Source organism: Pseudomonas veronii (assembly GCF_001439695.1).
In the GTDB taxonomy this organism is placed as follows: Bacteria; Pseudomonadota; Gammaproteobacteria; order Pseudomonadales; family Pseudomonadaceae; genus Aquipseudomonas; species Aquipseudomonas veronii.
Genome location: NZ_JYLL01000004.1, coordinates 223,324 through 244,881, shown reverse-complemented (window position 1 = coordinate 244,881; position 21,558 = coordinate 223,324). Strand labels below are relative to the sequence as shown.

Below are 21,558 nucleotides of genomic sequence, written 5' to 3'. Positions count from 1 at the left end.
CGTGCCTGGGTAGCGTTTCGTTCAGCGGCGAGTCGGTCGCCGCTGGTTTGATCGTTTTGTTTGTTCTGACTGGCCTCGTAGCGGCGCGGTTCGCTCTCGGCTGCCTCACGTTCCACCTATAAGGATAAGAATCATGTTTAGCTGGTATCGCCAAGTCACTCCTCGGGAGCGCAAGACGTTTTGGGCCTGCTTCGGCGGATGGTCGCTCGACGCGCTGGAGGTGCAAATGTTCGGCCTGGCGATTCCGGCGTTGATCGCCGCGTTCGCCCTGACCAAGGGCGACGCCGGGCTGATCAGTGGTGTCACCCTGGTCACTTCAGCCATTGGTGGCTGGGTAGGGGGGACGTTGTCCGACCGCTACGGCCGGGTACGCACACTTCAGTGGATGATTTTGTGGTTCTCGGTCTTCACCTTTCTGTCCGCGTTCGTGACGGGATTCAATCAGCTCTTGATCGTCAAAGCGCTCCAGGGTTTTGGCATCGGTGGCGAATGGGCTGCCGGCGCAGTGCTGATGGCTGAGACAATCAACCCTCAATATCGCGGCAAGGTCATGGGAACGGTACAAAGCGCCTGGGCCGTAGGTTGGGGCCTGGCGGTAGGGGTGTTTACGCTGATTTACTCCTTTGTACCGCAGGACATGGCCTGGCGTGTGATGTTCCTGGTCGGATTGCTGCCGTCGTTCCTGATCATCTGGGTACGTCGCAACGTCGAGGAGCCCGACAGCTTCCAGCGCCTGCAAAAAGAAAACGCCATCCCGCAAAGCTTCTTCAAATCCCTGGCCGGCATTTTCCGCCCTGAACTCATCCGCGTGACGCTGTTCGGTGGCCTGTTGGGCCTCGGCGCGCACGGCGGCTACCACGCAGTGATGACCTGGCTGCCGACGTTCCTCAAGACAGAGCGCAACCTGTCGGTGCTGAACTCTGGCGGCTACCTGGCGGTGATTATCTTCGCCTTCTGGTGTGGCTGTGTGGTCAGCGGATTTTTGATCGACCGTATTGGCCGTCGCAAAAACATCGTGTTGTTTGCGTTGTGCTGTGTCGTCACCGTGCAGTGTTATGTTTTCCTGCCGCTGACCAATACCCAGATGCTGTTCCTGGGGTTTCCGCTCGGCTTCTTCGCCGCTGGCATTCCGGCGAGTCTTGGTGCGCTGTTCAACGAGTTGTATCCAGCGGACGTGCGCGGCGCCGGTGTCGGTTTCTGCTACAACTTTGGCCGAGTACTTTCCGCGGTGTTCCCGTTCCTGGTCGGCCACATGAGCGACTCCATGTCCTTGGGGTCTGCAATTGGCATCGACGCAGGGGTCGCCTACGGTGTGGCGGTGATCGCGGCACTTTGCCTGCCGGAAACCCGTGGGCGCAGTCTCGAGGCCTCGACTGCACCGGTGCAAACCACGGTCGACGGCAACGAGACCGCCCGGGCCTGATGACCATTACCTTCGATAGATGAAATCCATGCCTGATACCTGTCCTGCGCCGATCACCGGCATCGACTCCCACGCTCATGTGTTCAGCCGCGAGCTGAACCTGGCCGCTGCACGACGCTATACCCCTGGCTACGACGCCACACTTGCGCAGTATCTGAAGCACTTGCAAACCCATGGCCTGAGTCATGGTGTATTGGTGCAGCCGAGTTTTCTCGGCACCGACAATAACTACCTGCTGGCGGCGCTGAGGCAGGTGCCGGAACGATTGCGAGGGGTGGTGGTGCTGGAGCGAGGTGTCAGCCGCGTCATGTTGAACGACATGGCTCGGCTGGGTGTGGTCGGCATTCGCTTGAACCTCATGGGCAAAGCCTTGCCTGACTTTCACGATGCTGCCTGGAAGGACTTCTTCGGCCACATCGCTGAACTGGACTGGCACGTGGAGTTGCACCGCCAGGTGGAGGATTTACCGAAACTGATTCGTCAGCTGATGCCGTTTGGGATCAAACTCGTCATCGATCACTTGGGGCGTCCGGACGCGCGTTTTGGCCTTGATCAGCCAGGTTTTTCCGAGGTGCTGGAACTGGGGCTGAGCGGGCAAGTGTGGATGAAGGTGTCCGGTATCTATCGACTGGAAGGTACGCCACAACAGAACCTCGAGTTTGCCCGGATGGCGTTACCGCTGCTGGAGCAGAGCTTCGGCCGTCGCCGTTTGGTGTGGGGCAGCGACTGGCCGCATACGCAACATGAAGAAGGCGTCGGTTTCGATACGGTGATCGATCAACTTCAAGCACTGGAGTGCTCGACGGAGCTTATGCGTGCGCTGCTAGTGGACTCGCCACGGATGTTATTCGGGTTTGCAAAAGGCGAAAGTTGAAACTTACGCGTAAATTTCTGGCTACTTCAGACCTTCCTTAGTTGTAGAGTGGGAGGAAGGAATGAAGGAGTATATTAATAACTCAACTAAATGGCTATTTAGTTGAGTTATATTTTCCCAGTTTACTGGCGTTGTTTTAAGTACTCGATAAACGGCTCGATATCAGAGGAGCACAGCAGATGTGCAACGCTGCGTACCTCGGTCTCAGGCCAATACCACCAGGCGGATTGTTCCAAGACCTGGCGAACAGGCTCATCAAAACGCCAACGGATAAACTTGGCGGGATTTCCGCCTACTATGGAATAGGGCGCCACATCTTTAGTCACCAGCGCGCCGGCCGCCACAACGGCGCCATCGCCAATGGTGATACCCGAAAGGATCTTTGCATGGGAACTGATCCAGCAATCATTGCCGATCACGACGTCGCCATTGCTGCCGCCGAAGTCAGTGATGTAGGCAACTTCTTCGACCTTGGCGGGAAACGGATAACAGCTTAGCCAGTCGATGCGATGATGACCGCCCAGATAGACTTCGACGTTACCGGCAATCGACGTATAAGCGCCTACACGCAATGTGGTTCCTTCATGCCAGTCATGTACCTTGAGATCGCCATAGGTGCCAATTCCAAAGCTGAATTGCGGATAACGGTTGCGCAGTTTTTGTGTTGCACGCTCAAGCTTCGGCAGTGCACGCAGCGCTTTGCGTTCCTGACGATCGCGCCAGATGCGCAGTAGCTTCATGGGAAGAACCTTATTCAAACGTTGGAATGGGACGTTATCCTGAAGAATGAAAAACGGGGTTGCAAGCTAGCAAGTGAAATGGAGGGTTTGTTTTTTCGACCTGTTGGGCCTCAGGTCTGAGGGCGAGAGGCAGTGCCAGGCATAAAATCTGACCACAACAGGCCCACAGTTCTGCATATGGAGGTTCGCATAATGTATATTATGTTAAATCCTGTGCCAGGTTAGGAAGCCGCGGATTCGCGCTGTCCATTTCCACTTACCCCTAGTCGCTTTTCCACAAAACCCCGTTTGCTGAAAAATCAGTGCCGTTGACGCTCCATTCTCACACCCGCCCTTAGGTCGCCCTGTCACGGAATCTCCGTTTCCGTATCTGAAGCTTTGGTGACTGGCTAGCACCCAGTACGTCTGCTAAACGTAAATGCACCACGCAAAGATTCTAGCGCGGGTTCACCAATGACGCGGCCATTCATCCCATTCCCAATCTTTCCTCCCTACAGTCATTGGCGGCCTATTTGCATCCAGGGGCTAGAAAAGATGCTCAACTATTGATAGCGGCAAATGTGGACTAGCAGATACATCGCCGATACCGGCCTCTTTCGGCTTACGGCAGAAATTATTTACCTTGCACCACTCGAACATGTGCATGGCTGATGGCTTTGTAGACACGCATCAATCTTAAAAGCGGCCACCAGTCATATAGAAAAATCTGCAGCGGTCGCCACATTGCCACCCAGCCAACGATCATCAGGCTTTCGCGCGCTGTGTCGACTACAGCGCCAGTGCCCAGTTGGCCAATGACATCGACTGCAATCAGGCAAAGGGTAACAAAGGCGATGCCGATCACCAGACTGATGCGGCCATCTCGAAGGAGGTGTTTTAACTCACTGCGCGTGAGGCCTGCCTTATGATCAAAGTAATTGTGGATTGCCTCGATCATGATCGCACTTGGATCGCCCTCTGCTGGTAGGTGCTCAAGGTGGATTGTGATACGAAGCCGGCTGTCCGACGAAAATTCCGCCGCCCAAGTCTCAATGAACGCTTCAGCTTCGCGATCTAGATCCTTGTTAAGAAAAGGTGTCGGATCCATCGAGTTAAACAACTGCCCAAGCTCGCGTACTCGAAGTTGAAGGTGATGCTCTGGTTTTTTTCTCATGGCACTTACCGATTGTTATGCATTGGCAGTTTCGAGTTGCGCGACTCGCTTTCGCTGCGCCTCAGTCCTTATGCAGCGCTCTGATCGCCGCCGGCATCACCGTCAAACCCAAGCTCCCATTTAAACAGCCTGCCGATGAACAGCCGGCGAGGATGGCCAGCATCCAAGAAAGCTGAGTTTAGTTTTGCCGAAATAAACCGACTCGGGGAGATTGCACTCTCGGAATCATGACCGCAGCAACACCTGCTTGCCGTGCAACAGCCTTGCTGCCCAACCGCACCCAAAAACCCACTTACCTGATTGAGGTCAACTCTGCGACTGCCTGGGTGTCTACACTGAAACAAATAGGGTCTAACAGGCCCGTGGAGCACGTCATGTATTGGTTCCGTCATCACTACCGCGATCTTTTGCGACTCACCCTAGGGGTGTGGGTGTTGGCTGTGATCGTGACGGTATTTCACGGCTGCCTGGTGCAGCCGCAGCACAGCCTGAGTGCAACGCACGAGGCTCCTTCCACGCTGCAACAGGTGGATGAACATGCGCTGCATGCCAGCGGTTGCCTTAAGCATTGTGCCGATGCAGCAAAGGCGATCAGTCCCACATCGCAGATCCCGACAGTGGATCTCGCCAGTTTAGCGCTTGCCTTGCTGTTACCTGCGATGCTGCTGCTTAACCTCGCTCAAACAATAACCTTCGCTGCACTCGCACTGAAGCGCCCCGCCCCATCGGGGCCGCCAGCCCGCCTTATATTCGTCCGCTTCAACGATTAATTCGCCTTTCAGGGCGGTCACACCGTGGCCGCTCTGCTTCATTGCGCCGATTCGGCGCGGCTTAGTAGTCCCTGCTTATCTCTAAATACCCGGAGTTCACCATGCAAACACAATTGAAACTGGTTCTTGCCGCCATTTTGGCCAGCAGCGTCTTCATGGCTTCTGCCGAAGATGAGCATCACCCTGTCGACGCACCTGCCAGCGCAACGGCTGCCAGCGCACCGTCCGAGTCGGCGATGAATAAAGCGATGAGCGAGCAAATGCAGAAAATGCAGGCCGCTCATGACAAAGTCGCCGCCGCGAAGACACCAGCCGAACGGCAAGCAGCCATGCAAGAGGGCATGAAAACGATGAAGGACAGCTTGGCCATGATGAGTAAGCAGCAAGGTGCTGCTGGTTGTACGGGCGCGGAGATGGGCTCAGGCATGGGAATGTCTGGCTCCAAGGACGGTATGGGTAAAGGAATGATGGAGATGATGATGAAAATGATGGATCAGCAGTCGTCGATGATGGATATGCCAATGAAGAAGTGACGACCGCTATCCACCGAGGATTGCGGCGCTGGCAATGCAACGGCGGTGTCGCCATGGCCTGCATGGCTAGAGCGACACCGCCGTACTACTCGATAGCACTCCCTTAGGAGTACAAAATCACGATGGCCTGCGCCAGGCTTCCATTGATTGAGTGATAACGACCGCTTGACCTTGCCATCGCAGCAAGGTTGAAGATAAGGCAACGTCGCAGAAAAGCCGAATGCCTCAGCCTTTGCATGATGCATTTTGTTATGAGGAGTCACCGATGAAAACCGTTGAACTGCAAGTCCAGGGCATGAGCTGTGGCTCATGTGTCAAACACGTCACCGAAGCGCTGCGCCCACTTGAAGGCGTCAGTGACATAGCAGTGGATCTACAAGCTGGACGGGTGAAGGTCAGCGGCGATTCGGACAGCCATGCGCTGCTTACAGCCCTGCAGGAGGCTGGCTATCCAGCACAGTTGGCGACAATGGAAAGCGTACCGAGTAAGAACGCCTCGGGTTGTGGCGGGAACGGCGGCGGTTGCTGCTGTCGGTAAGCGATATTTTTAAACGGCAATTGACGACTACGTCAGGGCTAACCTGACACGGCCTATCACAACAAGACAACTCTATCGATGCTGCCCTATCGCAGCGCAGCCAAATTGCCGCCGCCAACCTGACGGAAATGTAATCACGCGCGGGCTGATGATGTGACATCTTGCTCGCAAAATGGCGGCTGGCACCGACTCTCTGAAGCGAGCCATGGCCCTACTGTGGCAGCGCTTTCGTATCTGCCTGGACTCCGACTGACTGGATACCCCTCGATGCATTCCAGAACATCAAGACGCACTTTCGTGAAAGCCTTGGCGGCAGGCGGGGTACTCGCAGGCTTTGGGCTGTGGCGCAGCCCGGTGTGGGCAATTACCAGTCAGGGGCAGCCGAATGTGCTCGCGGGCACTCATTTCGATCTGACTATCGGTGAAATGGGGGTGAACTTCACGGGCACGCCCCGCTCCGCCATGACCATCAACGGCAGCCTCCCCGGCCCGATACTGCGCTGGCGCGAGGGCGATACGGTGACGTTGCGGGTCAGGAATCGGCTCAAGGAAAACACCTCGATCCATTGGCACGGCATCATTCTGCCGGTGAACATGGACGGTGTACCGGGTCTGAGTTTTCACGGCATCGAACCGGGCGGCCTGTACGTTTATTCGTTCAAGGTCAAACAGAACGGCACCTACTGGTATCACAGTCATTCCGGGTTCCAGGAGCAGGTCGGCGTCTACGGCCCTTTGGTCATCGATGCAAAGGATCCCGAACCCTTCAGCTATGACCGCGACTATGTGGTGATGCTGTCCGACTGGACGGATGAAGACCCAGCGCGGGTCATGAAGAAACTCAAGAAACAATCCAGTTACTACAACCTGCACAAGCGCACCGTCGGCGACTTCATTGATGACGTCAGCAAGAACGGTTGGTCTGCCACCGTCGCGGATCGGAAAATGTGGGCTGAAATGAACATGAACCCCACCGATCTTGCCGACGTTAGCGGCGCCACCTACACCTACTTGCTCAACGGACAGGCTCCTGACAGCAACTGGACAGGCATTTTCAAGCCCGGCGAACGGCTGCGCCTGAGGTTCATCAACGGCTCGGCGATGAGCTACTTTGACGTGCGTATTCCTGGGCTGAAAATGACTGTCGTCGCCGCAGACGGGCAGTACGTGAAACCGGTGAGCGTCGATGAGTTCCGCATCGCCGTGGCCGAAACCTTTGATGTGATCGTCGAACCCACCGAAAATGCATACACCTTGTTCGCCCAGTCGATGGATCGCACCGGTTTCGCGAGAGGCACATTGGCTGTACATGAAGGGCTCTCGGCCCCTGTGCCGCCCCTGGATCCACGTCCGTTGATCACGATGAGCGACATGGGCATGGGGGATATGGCCGGCATGGATCATGGCGATATGACGGGTATGACCCAGGACTCGATGCAAGGCATGGAGAGTATGGATCACAGCCAAATGGCGGCCGGCGAGGACAACGGCATGCAGGGTATGACGGGCATGGACGGTGGATCGATGCAGAGCATGGATCACAGTCAGACGCCAGGCTCGGCAGACACGTCGGGGCACTCGATGCCGGGCATGAGCAGCATGGACTCGATGGAGCCTCACCCGGCCTCGGAAGCGAATAACCCGCTGGTCGACATGCAGACGATGAGTCCCACACCGAAACTCAACGATCCTGGCATGGGACTGAGAAACAACGGTCGCCGGGTGCTGACCTACTCAGACCTGAAGAGCACCTTCCAGGATCCCGATGGTCGGGAACCCAGCCGCACCATCACGCTGCACCTGACTGGACACATGGAAAAGTTCTCGTGGTCTTTTGACGGCGTCAAATTCGCGGACGCCGAACCACTTCATCTCAAATATGGAGAGCGCATCCGAGTGGTTCTAGTCAACGACACCATGATGATGCATCCCATTCATCTGCATGGCATGTGGAGTGACCTGGAGGATGAAAACGGTGATTTCATGGTTCGCAAACACACCATCGACATGCCGCCCGGCACCAAACGCAGCTACCGCGTGACCGCCGACGCCCTGGGGCGATGGGCGTACCACTGCCACCTGATGTACCACATGGAAATGGGCATGTTCCGCGAAGTCCGTGTACAAGAGTAGGAGCCAGACATGAACTTCGATAGAACCGCTAAACCGCTACTCGCCGGCCTGGCCATCCTCGGGATGGGTGTCATGACGCTTGCTTATGGGCAGACCGAGCCAATGCAAGGTATGGACGGCAACCAGATGCAGGAGATGGATCACTCCCAGATGCAGGGTATGAAACCCGCAGCGCCCCAGCAAAGCCGTACACCCATTCCGGCGCTCACCGATGCCGATCGCGCGGCGGTGTTTGAAAGCCATGCCGGCCACCAGATGCACGACAGCGCCATCAACTCATTTTTCCTGATCGATCAACTCGAATGGCAAGACGCTGACAAGGGCAGCGCATTACGTTGGGAAGCCAACGGCTGGATTGGCGGCGACACGGATCGCCTCTGGTTGCGTACCGAAGGCGAGCGAACCAATGGCGTGACCGAAAGCGCTGAGCTTCAGGCACTCTGGGGACACGCCGTCAGTCCCTGGTGGGACGTGGTCAGTGGTGTGCGACAAGACTTCAAACCTGGTGCACCGCAGACCTGGGCGGCGCTGGGACTGCAAGGCATGGCGCTCTACGACTTTGAAACTCAAGCCACCGCTTACCTGGGCGAGGCCGGCCAGACCGCGCTGCGGCTCAAGGGTGACTACGACATTTTGCTGACCAACCGTTTGATTCTGCAACCCACTGCGGAAATCAACCTCTATGGCAAAAACGACCCGCAACGGGCCACAGGCTCAGGGCTGTCGGACACCGAGGTCGGCCTGAGACTGCGCTATGAAATACGCCGCGAGTTCGCACCTTACATCGGCGTGACCTGGAACCGCGCCTACGGCAAAACGGCAGATTACCGCCTCGAAGAAGGCGAAGACCAGAGCGATACGCGCTTTGTCGTCGGTGTGCGAATGTGGTTCTAAACCTGACCGAAAGATACATCCCTACATCCATTCTAACAGTAACACCCCACCCACGGCCCAGGCCGTCAGGAGCCTTGCATGTCATCGTTTAAAGCCCTCGGTGTTGTCGCTGCACTCAGCATCGGTTTGTTGTTGAGCACTGCCGCCCAGGCGCATCCAAAATTACTGTCCTCCACCCCGGTCGATGGCGCCACCGTGGCTGCACCGGCAAAAATCGAACTGAGTTTCTCGGAAAAGCTCACCACCCAGTTTTCCGGCGCGAAACTGATCATGACCGAAATGCCGGGCATGTCCGCCCACTCCCCCATGGGTGTCAAAGCGAGTGTCGCGGGTAGCGACGATCCGAAAATGATGGTCATCACTCCGGCAGCGCCGCTCACACCTGGCACATACAAGGTCGAGTGGAGGGCGGTTTCTTCCGATACCCACCCGATCACAGGTACCGTGACCTTTAAAGTCAAGTGATCCATGGACGACTCCATCTACATTAGCCTTCGCTTCGCGCTCTATATCGACTTGATGCTGCTCTTCGGGCTGGCACTGTTTGGCCTGTACAGTCTCAGAGGAAAGGAACGTGCAGACGGTGCCGTGTTGAATTTTGGGTCGTTGCTGGTGGGAACTGCCCTTATCGGCATACTGCTATCGATGGTGGCCATGCTACAGATGGCCAAGACGATGAGCGGCGTGTCCAGCGTCATGGAGCTGCATCACCACATCCTGCAGATGATGTTGATGGACACTGACGTCGGGTTGACCTGGATGGTTCGGATAGCCTCATTGACCTTGGCGGTCATCGCCGCGACTCTCAATCGACGAAGCCCGGCATTGAGCCTCTGGCTGGCCACATTGTGTGGGGCCATCGCCCTCGCGACGCTCGCCTGGACGGGACATGGCGCCATGGATGAAGGCAGTCGACGCTACCTGCACTTCACCAGCGATATTGTCCATCTTCTGGGTGCAGGCAGTTGGTTGGGCGCTCTCGCTGCATTTGCGCTGTTATTGCGCTCAACCAACCTCACAGGCGATCTGCAGATACGGTTGCTGGCTCGAACGCTGACTGGTTTCGAATCAGCGGGGACGCTTATCGTCGCAACCCTGACTATCACCGGGATCGTCAACTATCTGATGGTTGTCGGGCCAGCATTCGAGACATTGACCTCCAGCACGTATGGGGCCCTGCTGTCTTTGAAGGTCTTCTTGTTCGCGGGGATGCTGGTATTTGCGGCGGTAAACCGCTTTCACCTGAGCCCGCTGCTTGAGCGATCCATTCAGGCAGATACTCACACCGTCGCGATAAACGCTTTACGGCGCAGCATGATTCTAGAGTTCTCGGTCGCGGTGATCATTATGGGCCTGGTTGCCTGGCTCGGCACACTCAGCCCAGAGATGGAGATGTCCGCTGAGTCCCCATGAAGTGAATGATGAGCGACCAGCTCCGGGACAAACCAAACTGCTCAATTCTGAGCCTGCCAAGTTCCGCCAGATTTTCAACCAGGTCCCAAAGCATGTTTTTTTGAACTGGCATCTATCAGCCTCTCACGCATACTGATAAAGCGGCACCGTTCATTCATTCTTCCAGAAGCTGCTTGCGGATATCCAGCAGTTCTTGGTGACGCTCCTCACTGGTCTTTGGATATGACATTTTCAGCCCATCCAGCACATCTGAAAATATCTGAGATACGATCAGTCGGGCATTTTTCTTGTCATCGGCAGGCACAACATACCAAGGCGTCTCAGTCGTGCTCGTTGCACTAAGGCATTTTTCGTAGGCCTGCATATAGTCTTTCCAATACTTGCGTTCCTCGATATCCGCAGCACTGAATTTCCAGTTTTTTTCCGGCTTGTCGATGCGGTCCAGGAAGCGTTTTCGTTGCTCTTCTTTCGACAGATGGAGAAAAAATTTGATGATGCGTGTTCCGTTACCTGACAGGTGGCGCTCCAAATTGGAGATTGAACGATATCGCTCCCGCCAGACAGTACTATTGTTTTCAAGAGCATCCGGGAGGCCCTCGCTTCGGAGAATTTCCGGATGGACACGGGCTATCAGTACCTCCTCGTAGTACGACCGATTGAATATGCCAATCTGTCCGCGTCCCGGTAGGTTGCGTGTGGTTCGCCATAGAAAGTCGTGCTCCAACTCAGCCGCGCTGGGATGCTTGAAGCTGAATACCTGGCAACCTTGCGGATTCACACCTGACATCACATGCTTGATGGCACCATCTTTTCCTGCGGCATCCATCGCCTGGAAAATCAGCAGAATGGCATGGCGATTGGACGCGTAAAGCAGCTGCTGCTGCGCGCTCAGTTGCGCAACATGCGTTGTCAGAAGCTGGCGATATTGCTGTTTTGACTTGTAGAAAGGTTCCACCTTGGTCGGCCACTTATGGAGATTGACCTCGTCGCCTTCCCGTACTCTAAAATCCGCCGAGTTTATTTTCATATTCCGCCTTTCGGTGCCGCTGGCGCGGTGACTGGTTGTCTTGAAGCTGCATTGGCAACTCGCCATCTGATCAATGCAACCTTCAAAGTGTCGTTCAGGATTAGACAGGAGACTAGCGCATAACCGAATAATGCGATCACCCGCCTTCCGCGCAATACGCTGGGCCTGGTGATCAACGCCCTGCCCCTTCGCAGGCCTGCCCCACCCTACCCCATCGGCCCGCGACCACTGAGCAAGAGCACAACGCCGGTTATTGATCCTCTCCAAGCAGACCTAGCCGATAAGCCCACTGGGTCATATCGGCAGCGTTGTGTGCGTCCAGTTTCTTCATCAGGTTGAGCCGATGGGTCTCTACGGTTTTGAGGCCGATACACAAGATCTCGGCAACGTCGCGATTACGCGCGCCTTCGGCGACCAGCTTCAAGACCTGGCGTTCTCGCCCGGTCAGGCCGACACCGCTGGCCGTGTGCCCAGCGCCGCGTAGTGCCATGACTTGAGCGGCATCGAGACCGGCATCGATATAGATTCTCCCCGCGCGCACCTGGGCGATCGCCTGGAGCAAATCTTCGCGGCGGCTTCGCTTGAGCACATAGCCGACCGCGCCGGCCTCCAGCGCCAGCGCGGCGTTATGCTCGGAGACCGTGGAAGTCAGGGCGATGATCAGGATGGCCGGCCAGCGCCTGGCGATCAGGGTCAGGGCCGAGACGCCATCGAGCAACGGCATATTCAGGTCCATCAACACCAGATCGGGTTGCAAGGCACGGCACATGGCGACGGCTTGCTGACCGTCTTCGGCCTCGCCAGCCACGCTCAGCTCAGGCACATCGGCCAGCAGCGCACATAACCCTTCGCGAATCATCGCGTGGTCATCCACCAGCAGTAAACGGCACTCAGGCATCGTCAGGGTTTCCAGTTTTTTCAGAGAGGCCGGGCTGACGCGCAGCCAGGGTCAGACCATGCATTTCCAGTTGCAACAGCGCAGCGACCATCGTGGCGGTATCCGCGTCAGCGGCGGCCCGTTCCATCAACGCAGCCGACGCCTCCAACGCTGCTTCAGCGAATTGCCCGGCACTTCCCTTGAGGCTATGGGCGATACGCGCAGCTTCGGCATGATCGACCTGCGCGACCGCCTCCTTGAGCCGAACCAGCAAGGCCTGGCAGTCCGCCATGAACAAACGCTGCAGACGAGGTGCGCGGAGTGGATCTTGTTCCTGGAGAGGCGTCAGCGGCGGTACGGTCCGTGCCAGTCTCGGTGCGGTGGGCTCTACGCTGCGCAACTCCATCCCGCGTGCCTGCTGGCGCACAATCACCTGCGTGATCGCATCGAACAGCTGCGTCGGTAGCACGGGCTTGGCGAGATAGTCATTGGCGCCGGCTTCGATGAAACGTTCCCGGTCACCGCTCATGGCATTGGCGGTCAAGGCGATGACGTAAACATCCTCATCCAGCACTGGGCGCTGCCCCGAACGCAATTGACGAACCGCCTCCATGCCATCCATTCGCGGCATTTGCCCGTCCATCAAGACCGCATCGAAGATCTTCCGGCCGAGTATTTCCAGGGCCTCGACACCGTCGCGGGCATGAGCGACGCGATGGCCGAAACGCTCCAGGAACAACTGCGTAATCTCGCGATTGGTGGCGATGTCATCGACCACCAGGACATCCAGGCTGACGTCATGCCGCTCCAGGCTGCGCAGCGGCGAGGCCGTTTCGCAGAGCGTCGGCGTTGCGCCGCTCTGCACCTCGCACAAGGTGCGATAGAAATGCTGGCGACGCAGTGGCCTGACAACGCACGCAGCCAGGCCGTGGGCGCGCAGTTCATCGGCGGACGGCAGTGATTCGACCTGCGAGGCCATCAGCACGATACGCGCGGTTGCCAACGCCGGGGCTGCACGGCACAGGTCGGCGAACTCGACACCATCGACCCTGGGCAGGCGCCAATTGACCAATACCAAGTCGAACCGGACACCCAATTGCGCCTGCTCGTGCATCAGGCTCAGTGCTTCTTCGGCAGACGCCGCTTCCTGGCACAGCATCTGCCACTGGCCGAGCATCTCCATCAATGCCCCGCGTTCATCGGCGTGCTCATCCACCACCAGGGTCCGCAGCCCCCACAACCTCGGGGCGTCGGCCGCGCGCGCCGGACACTGCGGCAAGGGCAAGGTCAGTGCAAAGGTCGAACCCACTTCCGGTTGGCTGTGCAACGCGATACCGCCGCCCATCAAGCCGGCCAGACGCTGGCTGATGGACAAGCCCAACCCGGTACCGCCGTAGTTTCGGGTGGTGGAGGCATCGGCCTGCAAAAACGCCTCAAACACCGAGCGCTGTGCGGATGGCGCGATACCGATGCCGGTATCGATCACCTGAAATCCGAGCAGGTCGCCATCCCCCCGCCAGACCAGCAGGCGAATCGAGCCGCTGGCCGTGAACTTGACCGCGTTACTCAGCAGATTGAGCAGAATCTGCCGCAGTCGCCACGGATCGCCGATCACCTGCCCCGGTACATCGGTGGCGATATGGCAGATCATCCGCAGGCCCTTTTCCGCTGCGCGCGGCGCCAACAGCTCGGTGACATCTTCCAGCACTTCGGTCAGATCGAACTCGACCTGCTCGATATTCAGGTTGCCCGATTCGATTTTGGAAAAGTCCAGGATGTCGCTGATCAGCGCCAGCAAGGCTTCGGAGTGCTCACGGATGGCCGTGACAAAATGTTGTTGTTGCGCCGTGAGCAACGTATCCGCCAGCAAGTGATTCATGCCGATGACCGCGTTCATCGGGGTACGGATCTCGTGACTCATATTGGCCAGGAACTGCCCCTTGAGTTGGTTGGCCTGGTTGGCCATATCCCGGGCGCCCTGCAGTTCCTGGGTGCGGACCTCCACCAGGTGCTCCAGCCCGGCCTGCTCGGCCTGCAATGCATCGAGCAAGCGGTTGTACGCCCTGGCGAAGCGTCCCAGCTCATCGGTGCGTGCCTCTGGCAAACGACGCGACAGGTCGTCGCCGCGAGCGGTCTCTTCGATTTCCCGCGCAAACCGGGCCAGCGGCTGCGCCAACTCGCGATGCAACACCCAGAGCAAACCAAGGGCCAGCAGGATAAAGCCGACAATCGCAAAAGGTACCTCGGCAAGAATCAGGCCCAACGCGCCGGCGCGCAGTTGCGCTTGCGGATACAGCGTCAACAGATACCAATCCGGTTGTGGCAGGTGAGCGACGATCATCGGCGTGTCGGCGTCGAAGCGGCCGATCTGCGGGAAGCCGACTGCGGCAGGCAAATCCGCGATCAGTTGCTTGAGCCTGTCGTGGGAAACCGCCCCCAGCGTATTGCCGGAAAGGTCGGCAATGCGCTGACCCTGTGCATCCAGCAACAGGCTGGGATAGCCATTGAGCAACTGCCCGATACGGGCCAATCGCTCATCCAGCTTCAGTTCATAGCCGGTCATGAACAATGGCTTGCCCGATGCATCCCGGGCGACCATCGCAACGCTGATCAACTGGCGGCCCAGCAACGGCTCGTAATAGGGGCCGTCCCACACAACCTCGGGCCCACCTGCCGGCAGCCCCTCGAACAGCGCCCGCAAATGGGTCGCCCGGGCCTGGGCGAAGCCCGAAGGAATATCGACTTGCGTGGAAAAAGCCGCCCCCGCGTCGGGAAAATAGAAAAACGTATCGACGGTCATCGCCTGGCCGGCCGTGCCGAATGCTTCGGCTGCGGAAGCGGCGCGGGCCAACCGCTCAGTGGCGGCGGCAGTGTCCGTGGCGCCCTGCCCGGGCGGGTTGAGCACCCAATGCAGGGTGCTGCGCTGGAAAATATTGCTGCCGAACTCGTTTACCGCGCCGCCGTTCCAGCGTGACATGAGTCGTCTGGCGCCCTCCTCCGCATCGCGAAAATCGTCATTGTCGACACTGGAGAGCAGCGCCAGGCGCTGGCTGAGATCGTCCAGCGCCTTGCCTTGCAGCTGTTCATACGTGCGCCAGGCGCTAAGCCCGGCGGCCACGCACCAACTCAACGCCAGTACCAGCGCCAACACACAGGTAATGCGCAGCGCCAGTGACGCGCGCCACCCCTTCATCACAGGTCGACCTTACTGGCGGCGGCACTGTCGAGCGTGGCGGCCACGCCCATTTTGCGCACAATATCGCGGATCGCCCGTTGCGCAGCCGCGTCGTCACGCAGCGCCACCACCAGCAACCGCGTCACCTTGTCACCCGTTATCGCCTGCGTGGCTTCGCGCCGGCTGGTCAAGCCGAGGATACGCAGCTGCTCCTCAAGGTTCTTCAAGCGCGTCTCGTTGCCATAGGTGCCAAGATCCAAGCGCAGCCCTTCACCTGCCGACAGCCCCGTTACCACGGGCCGGGGCGTCCAGCACCAGGCAATCTGGGTCGGCGGTTGAATACTCGCGACCCCCTGTTCGACGGGTGAACCGAGGGCAGCCAGCCGCACATTCGTCGCGGCCGCCTGGGTATCCATCGCCGCCAACTGTTCGGCGGTGGCACTCAAGCGTGCATCGATGAGATTGGCCTCGCGCTGCATTTGGTCGGCCTGGTCGTACTTGTCCAGCAACACCTGTTCGCCTTCCTGGCGGTACGTCAGTTGGATGCCGATGAGATTCTCACTGCCCATCAAATTGCGCTGGCCGGGGAAATCGTCGGCGCTGAAGGTGTGTTGCCCACCGTTGAACAGCCGCAGGAAGTCCACGAACGCGCGGTCTCCGGTCCAGTGCCGGGTCAGCTTGAAGTTGGCGAAGCTGATCTCCAGGGCGACATCGGCACAGGCCCCCGGCGCCCAGACGAAGCTGGCGCTGGTGGGGAAGTTGAAGTTGTCCAGTACCGTCGAACGGCCACTGCATTGCAGCGTCAGGCGCGTCTGCTGGGGCAGCGAACGGGCACCAAGGTTGACCTGCGACGGCGCGGCGGACAATTCCACCACCGCCGCGGTGGCCTGCAGTATGGCGATGCTCTGCTTGAGCTCCGCCCGTTGCGCCACAAGGCCTTTTTGCTCGGCTTCCAGTGCCTGTCGGCTTTGCTGCTCCGTGGCCTGCTGGGCCTGACTCTGTCGCTCGGCACCGAGCAGATCGTTGCGCGCATGCTGCATGCGGCTGACATAGGCGTAGAACGCACCGGTCAGCGGAATTTGCACACCCAGCGCCTCCCGTCCGCTGTAGCGCTGCACATCGCGTTGCACGAAGGTTTTCACCGCTCCGCTCATAAAGGCCGGCAGTTGACCGCGCTCGCCGTACAGCAACTCGTTGAGCATGACCGGGTCCTGCACGCCCTGAATCGAGCTGAGCAACTGCCCGCTCCAGTCGCCTTGCAGGCGGCAGGCTGCCACTTCGGCGGCGTAATGTGAGGAGAAATCCAACTGGCCGGTGGCCAACGCCCAGACCGCATCTTCACGCGGGTCCGGCCCCTTCAGCGCCTGGATCAAGGCGCTGCGCACGCTGTCGGCTTCCCAGAGCGGTGCGGACTTCACCGACGGATCGGCGCCGAAGCCCCACGTCTCCACGGCCACCTGGAACGCTTGCGCATCGCTTTTCTGCAGATCGGCCACCACACCTTTCATCAACTGCTGGAACCTGGCCAAGGCACGGGCTTGGGTCAACTCGTCGCGCAAGCCGTTGACGCCACTCTCGATCGAACCGCCACTGGCCACGCCCTTGAGCATATCGCCGCCCAGGGCATTGGTGATTTTCAGACTGCCCAGCGCCCCCGCTTCGGCATGCAGATCGTTGTTACTGGCCAGTTCAAGCAAACGATCGAGCGACACCGCGCGGCTCGCCCAAGGTGCCCGCTGCTCGGGCGGGATCAAGGCAAACCGTTCGGCACTGCGATGCAACAGCTTCAGGAACGGATCATTGGGCGTACCGACCACACTCAGGGCCAATTGCCAGTCACTGCGCGTCTTCAAGCGTGTCTGTGCACTGAGCAGGCTGCCCTGGATAAACCGATACCAGGCGTCCTGGGTATCGCTTTGGTACTGATCGAGGAATTTCACCCGCTGTGTCTTCCACAACGCGCTGTCACGGCTGGCGAGGCCGAGTTCATCCATGAACGCAAAAATCGCGCTGTGCCCTTGCAACGTATAGGCACCGGAAAGACTCAACCCCGGGTTATCGCTATCGCTCCAGTATTCCGTCAGCCGGATCGGTTGCAGATTGCCCTGCAGTTCCGCCCAGGCTTTCAGCCACGTCAGGGGGCGCCCTTCAAGCCCCATGCTCTCCAGCTGGCCCAGCAAGGCGGCGCGTTGGCCCTGCATCTGCGCCATATCGGTTTGCCACTCCAGATAGGAGCGATAGCTGCTCCCCAGGGTGACCAGTTGCCCGGCGCTGGTCGCTTCCTTGGAACCGTAGGTCAGGTTCAGGAAACCCACCTCGGAACCCGGCAGCGGCAAGTTATCCATCGACTGGTTATTCAGGCGGGCATCGAGCAGGTTGATCCGGCGCACGAGGAATTCGGCATACGCGGCAATCAGCCGTGGATCGCCGCTGTTCAACGCGCCGCGCAGGTTCTGCGAAATGAAACCATCGAATACCGGCGTGCGTATTTCGCTGTCGAACAACCTCACGTAGTCAGAGCGGTAGTGCTCCTGGACCTGTTCGATATGGCGTGAGAACGGCAGCAAACCATGCCATCCGCCCTGCTGCTGGTCAGATAAGCTGATCAACGCTTGGCGAAACCGACGCAGCGCATCCAGGTCGCTCTCCAGCCCACCGTTGAAGTCCTCGGCCGCTGGCGGCTCGTCCAGCGCGTCGGTGAGCACGGCTTGAGTGTGGTGGTCGGCATACACCAGCAATGCGCCAAAGCCGATACACAGCCCCAGCCAGCCGATGACTGCGGCGTGGGCCAACAGCCTGCGCCAGCGATGCCAGCTATCGATGGGCTGATAGGCGTGGCGTTGCGCAGGCAAAAGCCTGCCCAGCAACTCATGACTGAACCAGCCTTCGCTTGTGCCGTCTGCCTCTTGCCCTTGCGCGGTCAGGAACAGCCCGCAGAGCAGCGGCAACTCACTGTAGGGGTTGGCGTCAAACGCGGGTAACAGCAGATGCTGGAGACGCGAGCGCAGTTCAACGATGCGCTCCGGCAGGCTGAAAGCCTCTTCATCCGGCAGGCCACGCACGCCCAACTCGATGCGCAGGTCGAACAGACGCTGGCCAAGCCCGCTGAACATCTCTTCGAGAAACACCTGCGCCGCCCCCGTGCGCTGTTGGCTGAGCAGGCCAAACGGTTGCTCGCGTTGTGGCGGCGTGAGAGCGCAAGCCCACTGGGTGAAACCCGGCAAGGCTTCGGCACCGGTAATGATGAAATACACCGGCAGACGGGCACCAAAGACCTTCACCAGATCATCCAGGCGGCGGCGCAGATTGTGTCCCTGCTCGGCCAGGCGCGCATCGGAGTCGCTCAACAAGCGCTGGCAGTCGATCACCAGCAGTACACCGTTGAGGGGTTCGCGGCGCCGCGAACGCAGCAGCCAGTACAGCAACCGTCGCCATTCCGGGCCGGCGTCGCTGTTGCCCTCCGCCATGCGGCCGGCGGGGTCAATGATCACGCCACGCTCAAGGAACCACCAATCCAGAGTGCCAGTCGAGGCCGCCGGCTTTCCACCGCGGGTCGAACGCAAGGCCGAGGTCAGCCCGCTGTTGCCCAGCAACCGCCGGGTGCCGCTGCCACTCTCGCCCAGCGTCAGGAACCAGGGCAGCACATACAACGGTGAACCCAATCGACTCAGGCGCGACTGGCGCAACATCTGCACGCCGCTGTTCCAGTCCTGATCAAGCGCCGGCGCTTCATCGCGACGACTCTGGGGCAACTCGCTGTTCATCCGGCGACGCAAGCGCCAGGCATACCAGCGTCGCCCGACCCCGCGCAGGCAAAAAACCACCAACAGCGTCACGATGCAAATCAGCGGCACGTACCACAATGGCCAGCTTTTGTAGAGCGCCAGGCCCCAGAGCAATAGCACGATGCACGCCAGCAGCAGCACCCAGAGCAACAACACCCCTGCTTTCTTCAACATCAGCGCATCTCCAGCAATTGGCTGACTTGTCGACCCAGCGAGAGATCGAAACTGATGTAAAGCACGGTCAACAGAATCAACGGCACCCCGATCAGCAACAGCAGCGAAAGACCGGGCAAGCCCCGGCGCACCACACGCAGGCGCGTTGGCAGGTGGTCCTCGGGTTGTTCGAAGAGATGGCTGTTGGCGTCCAGCGGCACCATCTGCCGATCGAGAATGATCCGCTCCAGGCAAAGCCGACGGTATTGCATCAGTTCACCACCCGGGCGGGTCGCGTAACGCCCCTGGAAACCGCCGAGCAAGGCCAGGCCGAAGACCTCGCGGGCACCGACCGCCGCCTCGGGCAAAGCCTCCAGGCGTTGGAAGAACTCGACACCGGCACGACTGGTGGAAAAATAGTGGCGCTGCAACGGCGCCCGCCGCCATTCGGCCGCCCCGGGCCATTCGCCGGACATGGCCGCTTCGTCGATCCAGGCGACCACTGCGAACAGCGCCTCGCGCACTTCGGCTTCGGCAAAGTGCAGCTCGCGGGCCCGATTCGCGGCGCCATCGAGCTGCACGATGAGCGCCGGCGCAAGCGTCTCATAGGACTGTGCCGGATCAACGAAGCCGCGCTTGGCAGCCTCGAAACTCGACATCCAGCAGTCAGCCAGGCGGGGATTGATCATGTGCGAACCACCACCAGGTCGATACTCAGGTCAGCCGGCGGCTGGGGCAGGAAGAACGCCGCCTGACGCTCCTGCTGCAGCGTTTCCCAACCCTCGCTCAGCGTTTCCAGGCGGAAGTACAACGCGCCGGCCACCCGCGGCAAGCCCTGGGGCGGAACCTGCAGATAGATCAACTCAACCCCGGGCAACGCGCGGTTGACCAGGCCTTGCATGACGCTGAGAGCTCCCAGCTTGCCATCCAACGGCAGGCACTCGGCCAGCCACACCGGATCGACCAGACTGCGCGCCACCAGATAGTAACGATGCCGCGCGCCGAAAAACGCGTCCGGCAATGGAGCCTGATAAAACCCGTCCTGCAGTTGCAGGTGGACCAGCAACTCTGAGCCGATGCTGATCTCATTGAGCTGCTGGCCGATCAGGGCCACCAGTGCGATCGTCGCCGCGCCCGCGTCCTCATGCTTGTAGGCCGGCACCAACAGACGGCCATCCGGGGTTTCGCCGAGCATGTCGCAGACATCGGAAAACAGACTCAACTCACCAACAAGTTGGCGCAGGGTGCCGTAAAGCTGCCATGGCGACACCTGCGGGGTTTCCAGCAAATGCGTCAGCAACGGGCCATAGCGATTCAGTACCGCCAGGGCCATCAGGTGGTTGACCTGGGCCGCGTCGAGATCGCCCCGCCGCGACTCCCCCGGCTGCTTGTACACCGACAACTGCCGCGCCCGGCCGACCAGTTCGTCGCGGACTTCGCGCAAGGTTTGCAGGAGCATCGGCGATGCCGCCAGATTGACCGACGGCGGCACGTAGCGTTGGGCCGGCCGGAGGCGATCACCGTCTAGCTCAAGCCGTGCAATCGGCAGCAGCTCGTAGGCGCTCAGATGCTCCAACTCATCGTCCCAGAACAGCCGCAACACATAGGACATGGGGCGCACCCGCGCTTCCGGGGAGTCGCCGAGACGGTCACCGATCACTTCCGGATCGGCCGCCACGATAAAGCGCGCTTCGGCCCGGGACCCCGCCGACAGTGTCTCGAACACCTGCGCGTTGGCGTCCCCCGGCAGCAAGCGGCGTAGCCCCACAAACAGCGTGCGGCCGCCACTGAATTCGCCGAGGTCAAGTGTGCGCGACTCCAGCATCGCATTGCCCGGATATTCGGCCAGCGTGCCTTCGGCAAAGCGCACCGACAATTGCTCCAGCAGGCACTGTTTGGCAACCAGCGCGGGCTCGTTGATCTTCAGCGAGATCAAACCCCACGGGTACGGATGGTTCAACTCTGTGGTCCGGGTCAGACGATGCTCGATACGCGCATCGTTCTGTTGAAAATGCTGAGGCTGGAGGAACAAGCCCTGGTGCCAATACAACAACTGATCGATATTCATAG

17 protein-coding genes are annotated in these 21,558 nt (G+C 59.3%); 9 read left to right on the top strand and 8 right to left on the bottom strand.

Annotated elements, in window-relative coordinates; translation table 11 throughout:
- Positions 1–133: 133 nt before the first annotated feature.
- Both TU80_RS07220 and TU80_RS07215 read left to right on the top strand, forming a co-directional pair.
- Positions 134–1,423 carry an MFS transporter gene (locus TU80_RS07220; protein WP_046383483.1) on the top strand — a complete coding sequence of 430 codons (1,290 nt, stop codon included), beginning with the start codon at positions 134–136 and terminating at the stop codon, positions 1,421–1,423.
- A gap of 28 nt (positions 1,424–1,451) precedes the next feature.
- Positions 1,452–2,297 carry an amidohydrolase family protein gene (locus tag TU80_RS07215; protein WP_057004135.1) on the top strand — a complete coding sequence of 282 codons (846 nt, stop codon included), beginning with the start codon at positions 1,452–1,454 and terminating at the stop codon, positions 2,295–2,297.
- Positions 2,298–2,419: 122 nt separating this feature from the next.
- Here the strand turns inward: TU80_RS07215 and TU80_RS07210 are convergent, their stop codons facing one another.
- Positions 2,420–3,037 (bottom strand): CatB-related O-acetyltransferase, encoded by a 618-nt coding sequence (locus tag TU80_RS07210; protein ID WP_057004134.1) that lies wholly within the window; start codon positions 3,035–3,037, stop codon positions 2,420–2,422.
- 613 nt (positions 3,038–3,650) lie between these two features.
- A complete protein-coding gene (locus TU80_RS07205) occupies positions 3,651–4,190 on the bottom strand; it encodes a hypothetical protein (protein WP_057004133.1) in 540 nt (179 codons plus the stop codon).
- Between the two features lie 374 nt (positions 4,191–4,564).
- Between TU80_RS07205 and TU80_RS07200 the strand changes: the two genes are divergently transcribed.
- The 7 genes from TU80_RS07200 to copD all read left to right on the top strand — a co-directional run bounded on the left by TU80_RS07200 (position 4,565) and on the right by copD (position 10,471).
- The gene (locus TU80_RS07200; RefSeq protein ID WP_057004132.1) at positions 4,565–4,960 is read left to right on the top strand and encodes a hypothetical protein; all 396 of its coding nucleotides are present in this window, start codon (positions 4,565–4,567) and stop codon (positions 4,958–4,960) included.
- Positions 4,961–5,061: 101 nt separating this feature from the next.
- A complete protein-coding gene (locus TU80_RS07195) occupies positions 5,062–5,493 on the top strand; it encodes a hypothetical protein (RefSeq protein WP_057004131.1) in 432 nt (143 codons plus the stop codon).
- A 265-nt stretch (positions 5,494–5,758) separates the two neighbouring features.
- Complete coding sequence (locus TU80_RS07190; RefSeq protein ID WP_057004130.1) at positions 5,759–6,031, top strand: heavy-metal-associated domain-containing protein; 273 nt, start codon at positions 5,759–5,761, stop codon at positions 6,029–6,031.
- Between the two features lie 267 nt (positions 6,032–6,298).
- Positions 6,299–8,164, top strand: a complete 1,866-nt coding sequence (locus tag TU80_RS07185; RefSeq protein ID WP_057004129.1) for a copper resistance system multicopper oxidase — start codon at positions 6,299–6,301, stop codon at positions 8,162–8,164.
- 9 nt (positions 8,165–8,173) lie between these two features.
- On the top strand, positions 8,174–9,058 hold the full coding sequence (locus tag TU80_RS07180; RefSeq protein WP_057004128.1) for a copper resistance protein B: 885 nt from the start codon (positions 8,174–8,176) through the stop codon (positions 9,056–9,058).
- Positions 9,059–9,136: 78 nt separating this feature from the next.
- A complete protein-coding gene (gene copC, locus TU80_RS07175) occupies positions 9,137–9,523 on the top strand; it encodes a copper homeostasis periplasmic binding protein CopC (protein WP_057004127.1) in 387 nt (128 codons plus the stop codon).
- 3 nt (positions 9,524–9,526) lie between these two features.
- Complete coding sequence (gene copD, locus TU80_RS07170; protein ID WP_057004126.1) at positions 9,527–10,471, top strand: copper homeostasis membrane protein CopD; 945 nt, start codon at positions 9,527–9,529, stop codon at positions 10,469–10,471.
- 154 nt (positions 10,472–10,625) lie between these two features.
- Here the strand turns inward: copD and TU80_RS07165 are convergent, their stop codons facing one another.
- The 6 genes from TU80_RS07165 to tssK form a co-directional block, all read right to left on the bottom strand.
- The gene (locus TU80_RS07165) at positions 10,626–11,498 is read right to left on the bottom strand and encodes an ADP-polyphosphate phosphotransferase (RefSeq protein WP_057004125.1); all 873 of its coding nucleotides are present in this window, start codon (positions 11,496–11,498) and stop codon (positions 10,626–10,628) included.
- Between the two features lie 250 nt (positions 11,499–11,748).
- Complete coding sequence (locus tag TU80_RS07160) at positions 11,749–12,396, bottom strand: response regulator (RefSeq protein WP_057004124.1); 648 nt, start codon at positions 12,394–12,396, stop codon at positions 11,749–11,751.
- The gene (locus TU80_RS07155) at positions 12,389–15,568 is read right to left on the bottom strand and encodes a response regulator (protein WP_186355013.1); all 3,180 of its coding nucleotides are present in this window, start codon (positions 15,566–15,568) and stop codon (positions 12,389–12,391) included. The genes TU80_RS07160 and TU80_RS07155 overlap by 8 nt, the downstream gene beginning before the upstream one ends.
- Positions 15,568–19,509 carry a type VI secretion protein IcmF/TssM N-terminal domain-containing protein gene (locus tag TU80_RS07150; protein WP_046383452.1) on the bottom strand — a complete coding sequence of 1,314 codons (3,942 nt, stop codon included), beginning with the start codon at positions 19,507–19,509 and terminating at the stop codon, positions 15,568–15,570. Before TU80_RS07150 ends, TU80_RS07155 begins: the two co-directional genes overlap by 1 nt.
- Complete coding sequence (locus TU80_RS07145) at positions 19,509–20,177, bottom strand: DotU family type IV/VI secretion system protein (protein WP_046383451.1); 669 nt, start codon at positions 20,175–20,177, stop codon at positions 19,509–19,511. The genes TU80_RS07150 and TU80_RS07145 overlap by 1 nt, the downstream gene beginning before the upstream one ends.
- A complete protein-coding gene (gene tssK, locus TU80_RS07140) occupies positions 20,174–21,556 on the bottom strand; it encodes a type VI secretion system baseplate subunit TssK (protein WP_046489506.1) in 1,383 nt (460 codons plus the stop codon). The genes TU80_RS07145 and tssK overlap by 4 nt, the downstream gene beginning before the upstream one ends.
- Positions 21,557–21,558: the final 2 nt, after the last annotated feature.

Coding starts and splice junctions, on each gene's coding strand:
- TU80_RS07210 (WP_057004134.1), bottom strand. CDS start 3,037: ATGAAGCTACTGCGCATCTGGCGCGATCGTCAGGAACGCAAAGCGCTG.
- TU80_RS07150 (WP_046383452.1), bottom strand. CDS start 19,509: ATGTTGAAGAAAGCAGGGGTGTTGTTGCTCTGGGTGCTGCTGCTGGCG.
- TU80_RS07200 (WP_057004132.1), top strand. CDS start 4,565: ATGTATTGGTTCCGTCATCACTACCGCGATCTTTTGCGACTCACCCTA.
- copC (WP_057004127.1), top strand. CDS start 9,137: ATGTCATCGTTTAAAGCCCTCGGTGTTGTCGCTGCACTCAGCATCGGT.
- TU80_RS07180 (WP_057004128.1), top strand. CDS start 8,174: ATGAACTTCGATAGAACCGCTAAACCGCTACTCGCCGGCCTGGCCATC.
- TU80_RS07220 (WP_046383483.1), top strand. CDS start 134: ATGTTTAGCTGGTATCGCCAAGTCACTCCTCGGGAGCGCAAGACGTTT.
- TU80_RS07195 (WP_057004131.1), top strand. CDS start 5,062: ATGCAAACACAATTGAAACTGGTTCTTGCCGCCATTTTGGCCAGCAGC.
- TU80_RS07205 (WP_057004133.1), bottom strand. CDS start 4,190: ATGAGAAAAAAACCAGAGCATCACCTTCAACTTCGAGTACGCGAGCTT.
- TU80_RS07190 (WP_057004130.1), top strand. CDS start 5,759: ATGAAAACCGTTGAACTGCAAGTCCAGGGCATGAGCTGTGGCTCATGT.
- TU80_RS07185 (WP_057004129.1), top strand. CDS start 6,299: ATGCATTCCAGAACATCAAGACGCACTTTCGTGAAAGCCTTGGCGGCA.
- copD (WP_057004126.1), top strand. CDS start 9,527: ATGGACGACTCCATCTACATTAGCCTTCGCTTCGCGCTCTATATCGAC.
- TU80_RS07165 (WP_057004125.1), bottom strand. CDS start 11,498: ATGAAAATAAACTCGGCGGATTTTAGAGTACGGGAAGGCGACGAGGTC.
- TU80_RS07155 (WP_186355013.1), bottom strand. CDS start 15,568: ATGAAGGGGTGGCGCGCGTCACTGGCGCTGCGCATTACCTGTGTGTTG.
- tssK (WP_046489506.1), bottom strand. CDS start 21,556: ATGAATATCGATCAGTTGTTGTATTGGCACCAGGGCTTGTTCCTCCAG.
- TU80_RS07215 (WP_057004135.1), top strand. CDS start 1,452: ATGCCTGATACCTGTCCTGCGCCGATCACCGGCATCGACTCCCACGCT.
- TU80_RS07145 (WP_046383451.1), bottom strand. CDS start 20,177: ATGATCAATCCCCGCCTGGCTGACTGCTGGATGTCGAGTTTCGAGGCT.
- TU80_RS07160 (WP_057004124.1), bottom strand. CDS start 12,396: ATGCCTGAGTGCCGTTTACTGCTGGTGGATGACCACGCGATGATTCGC.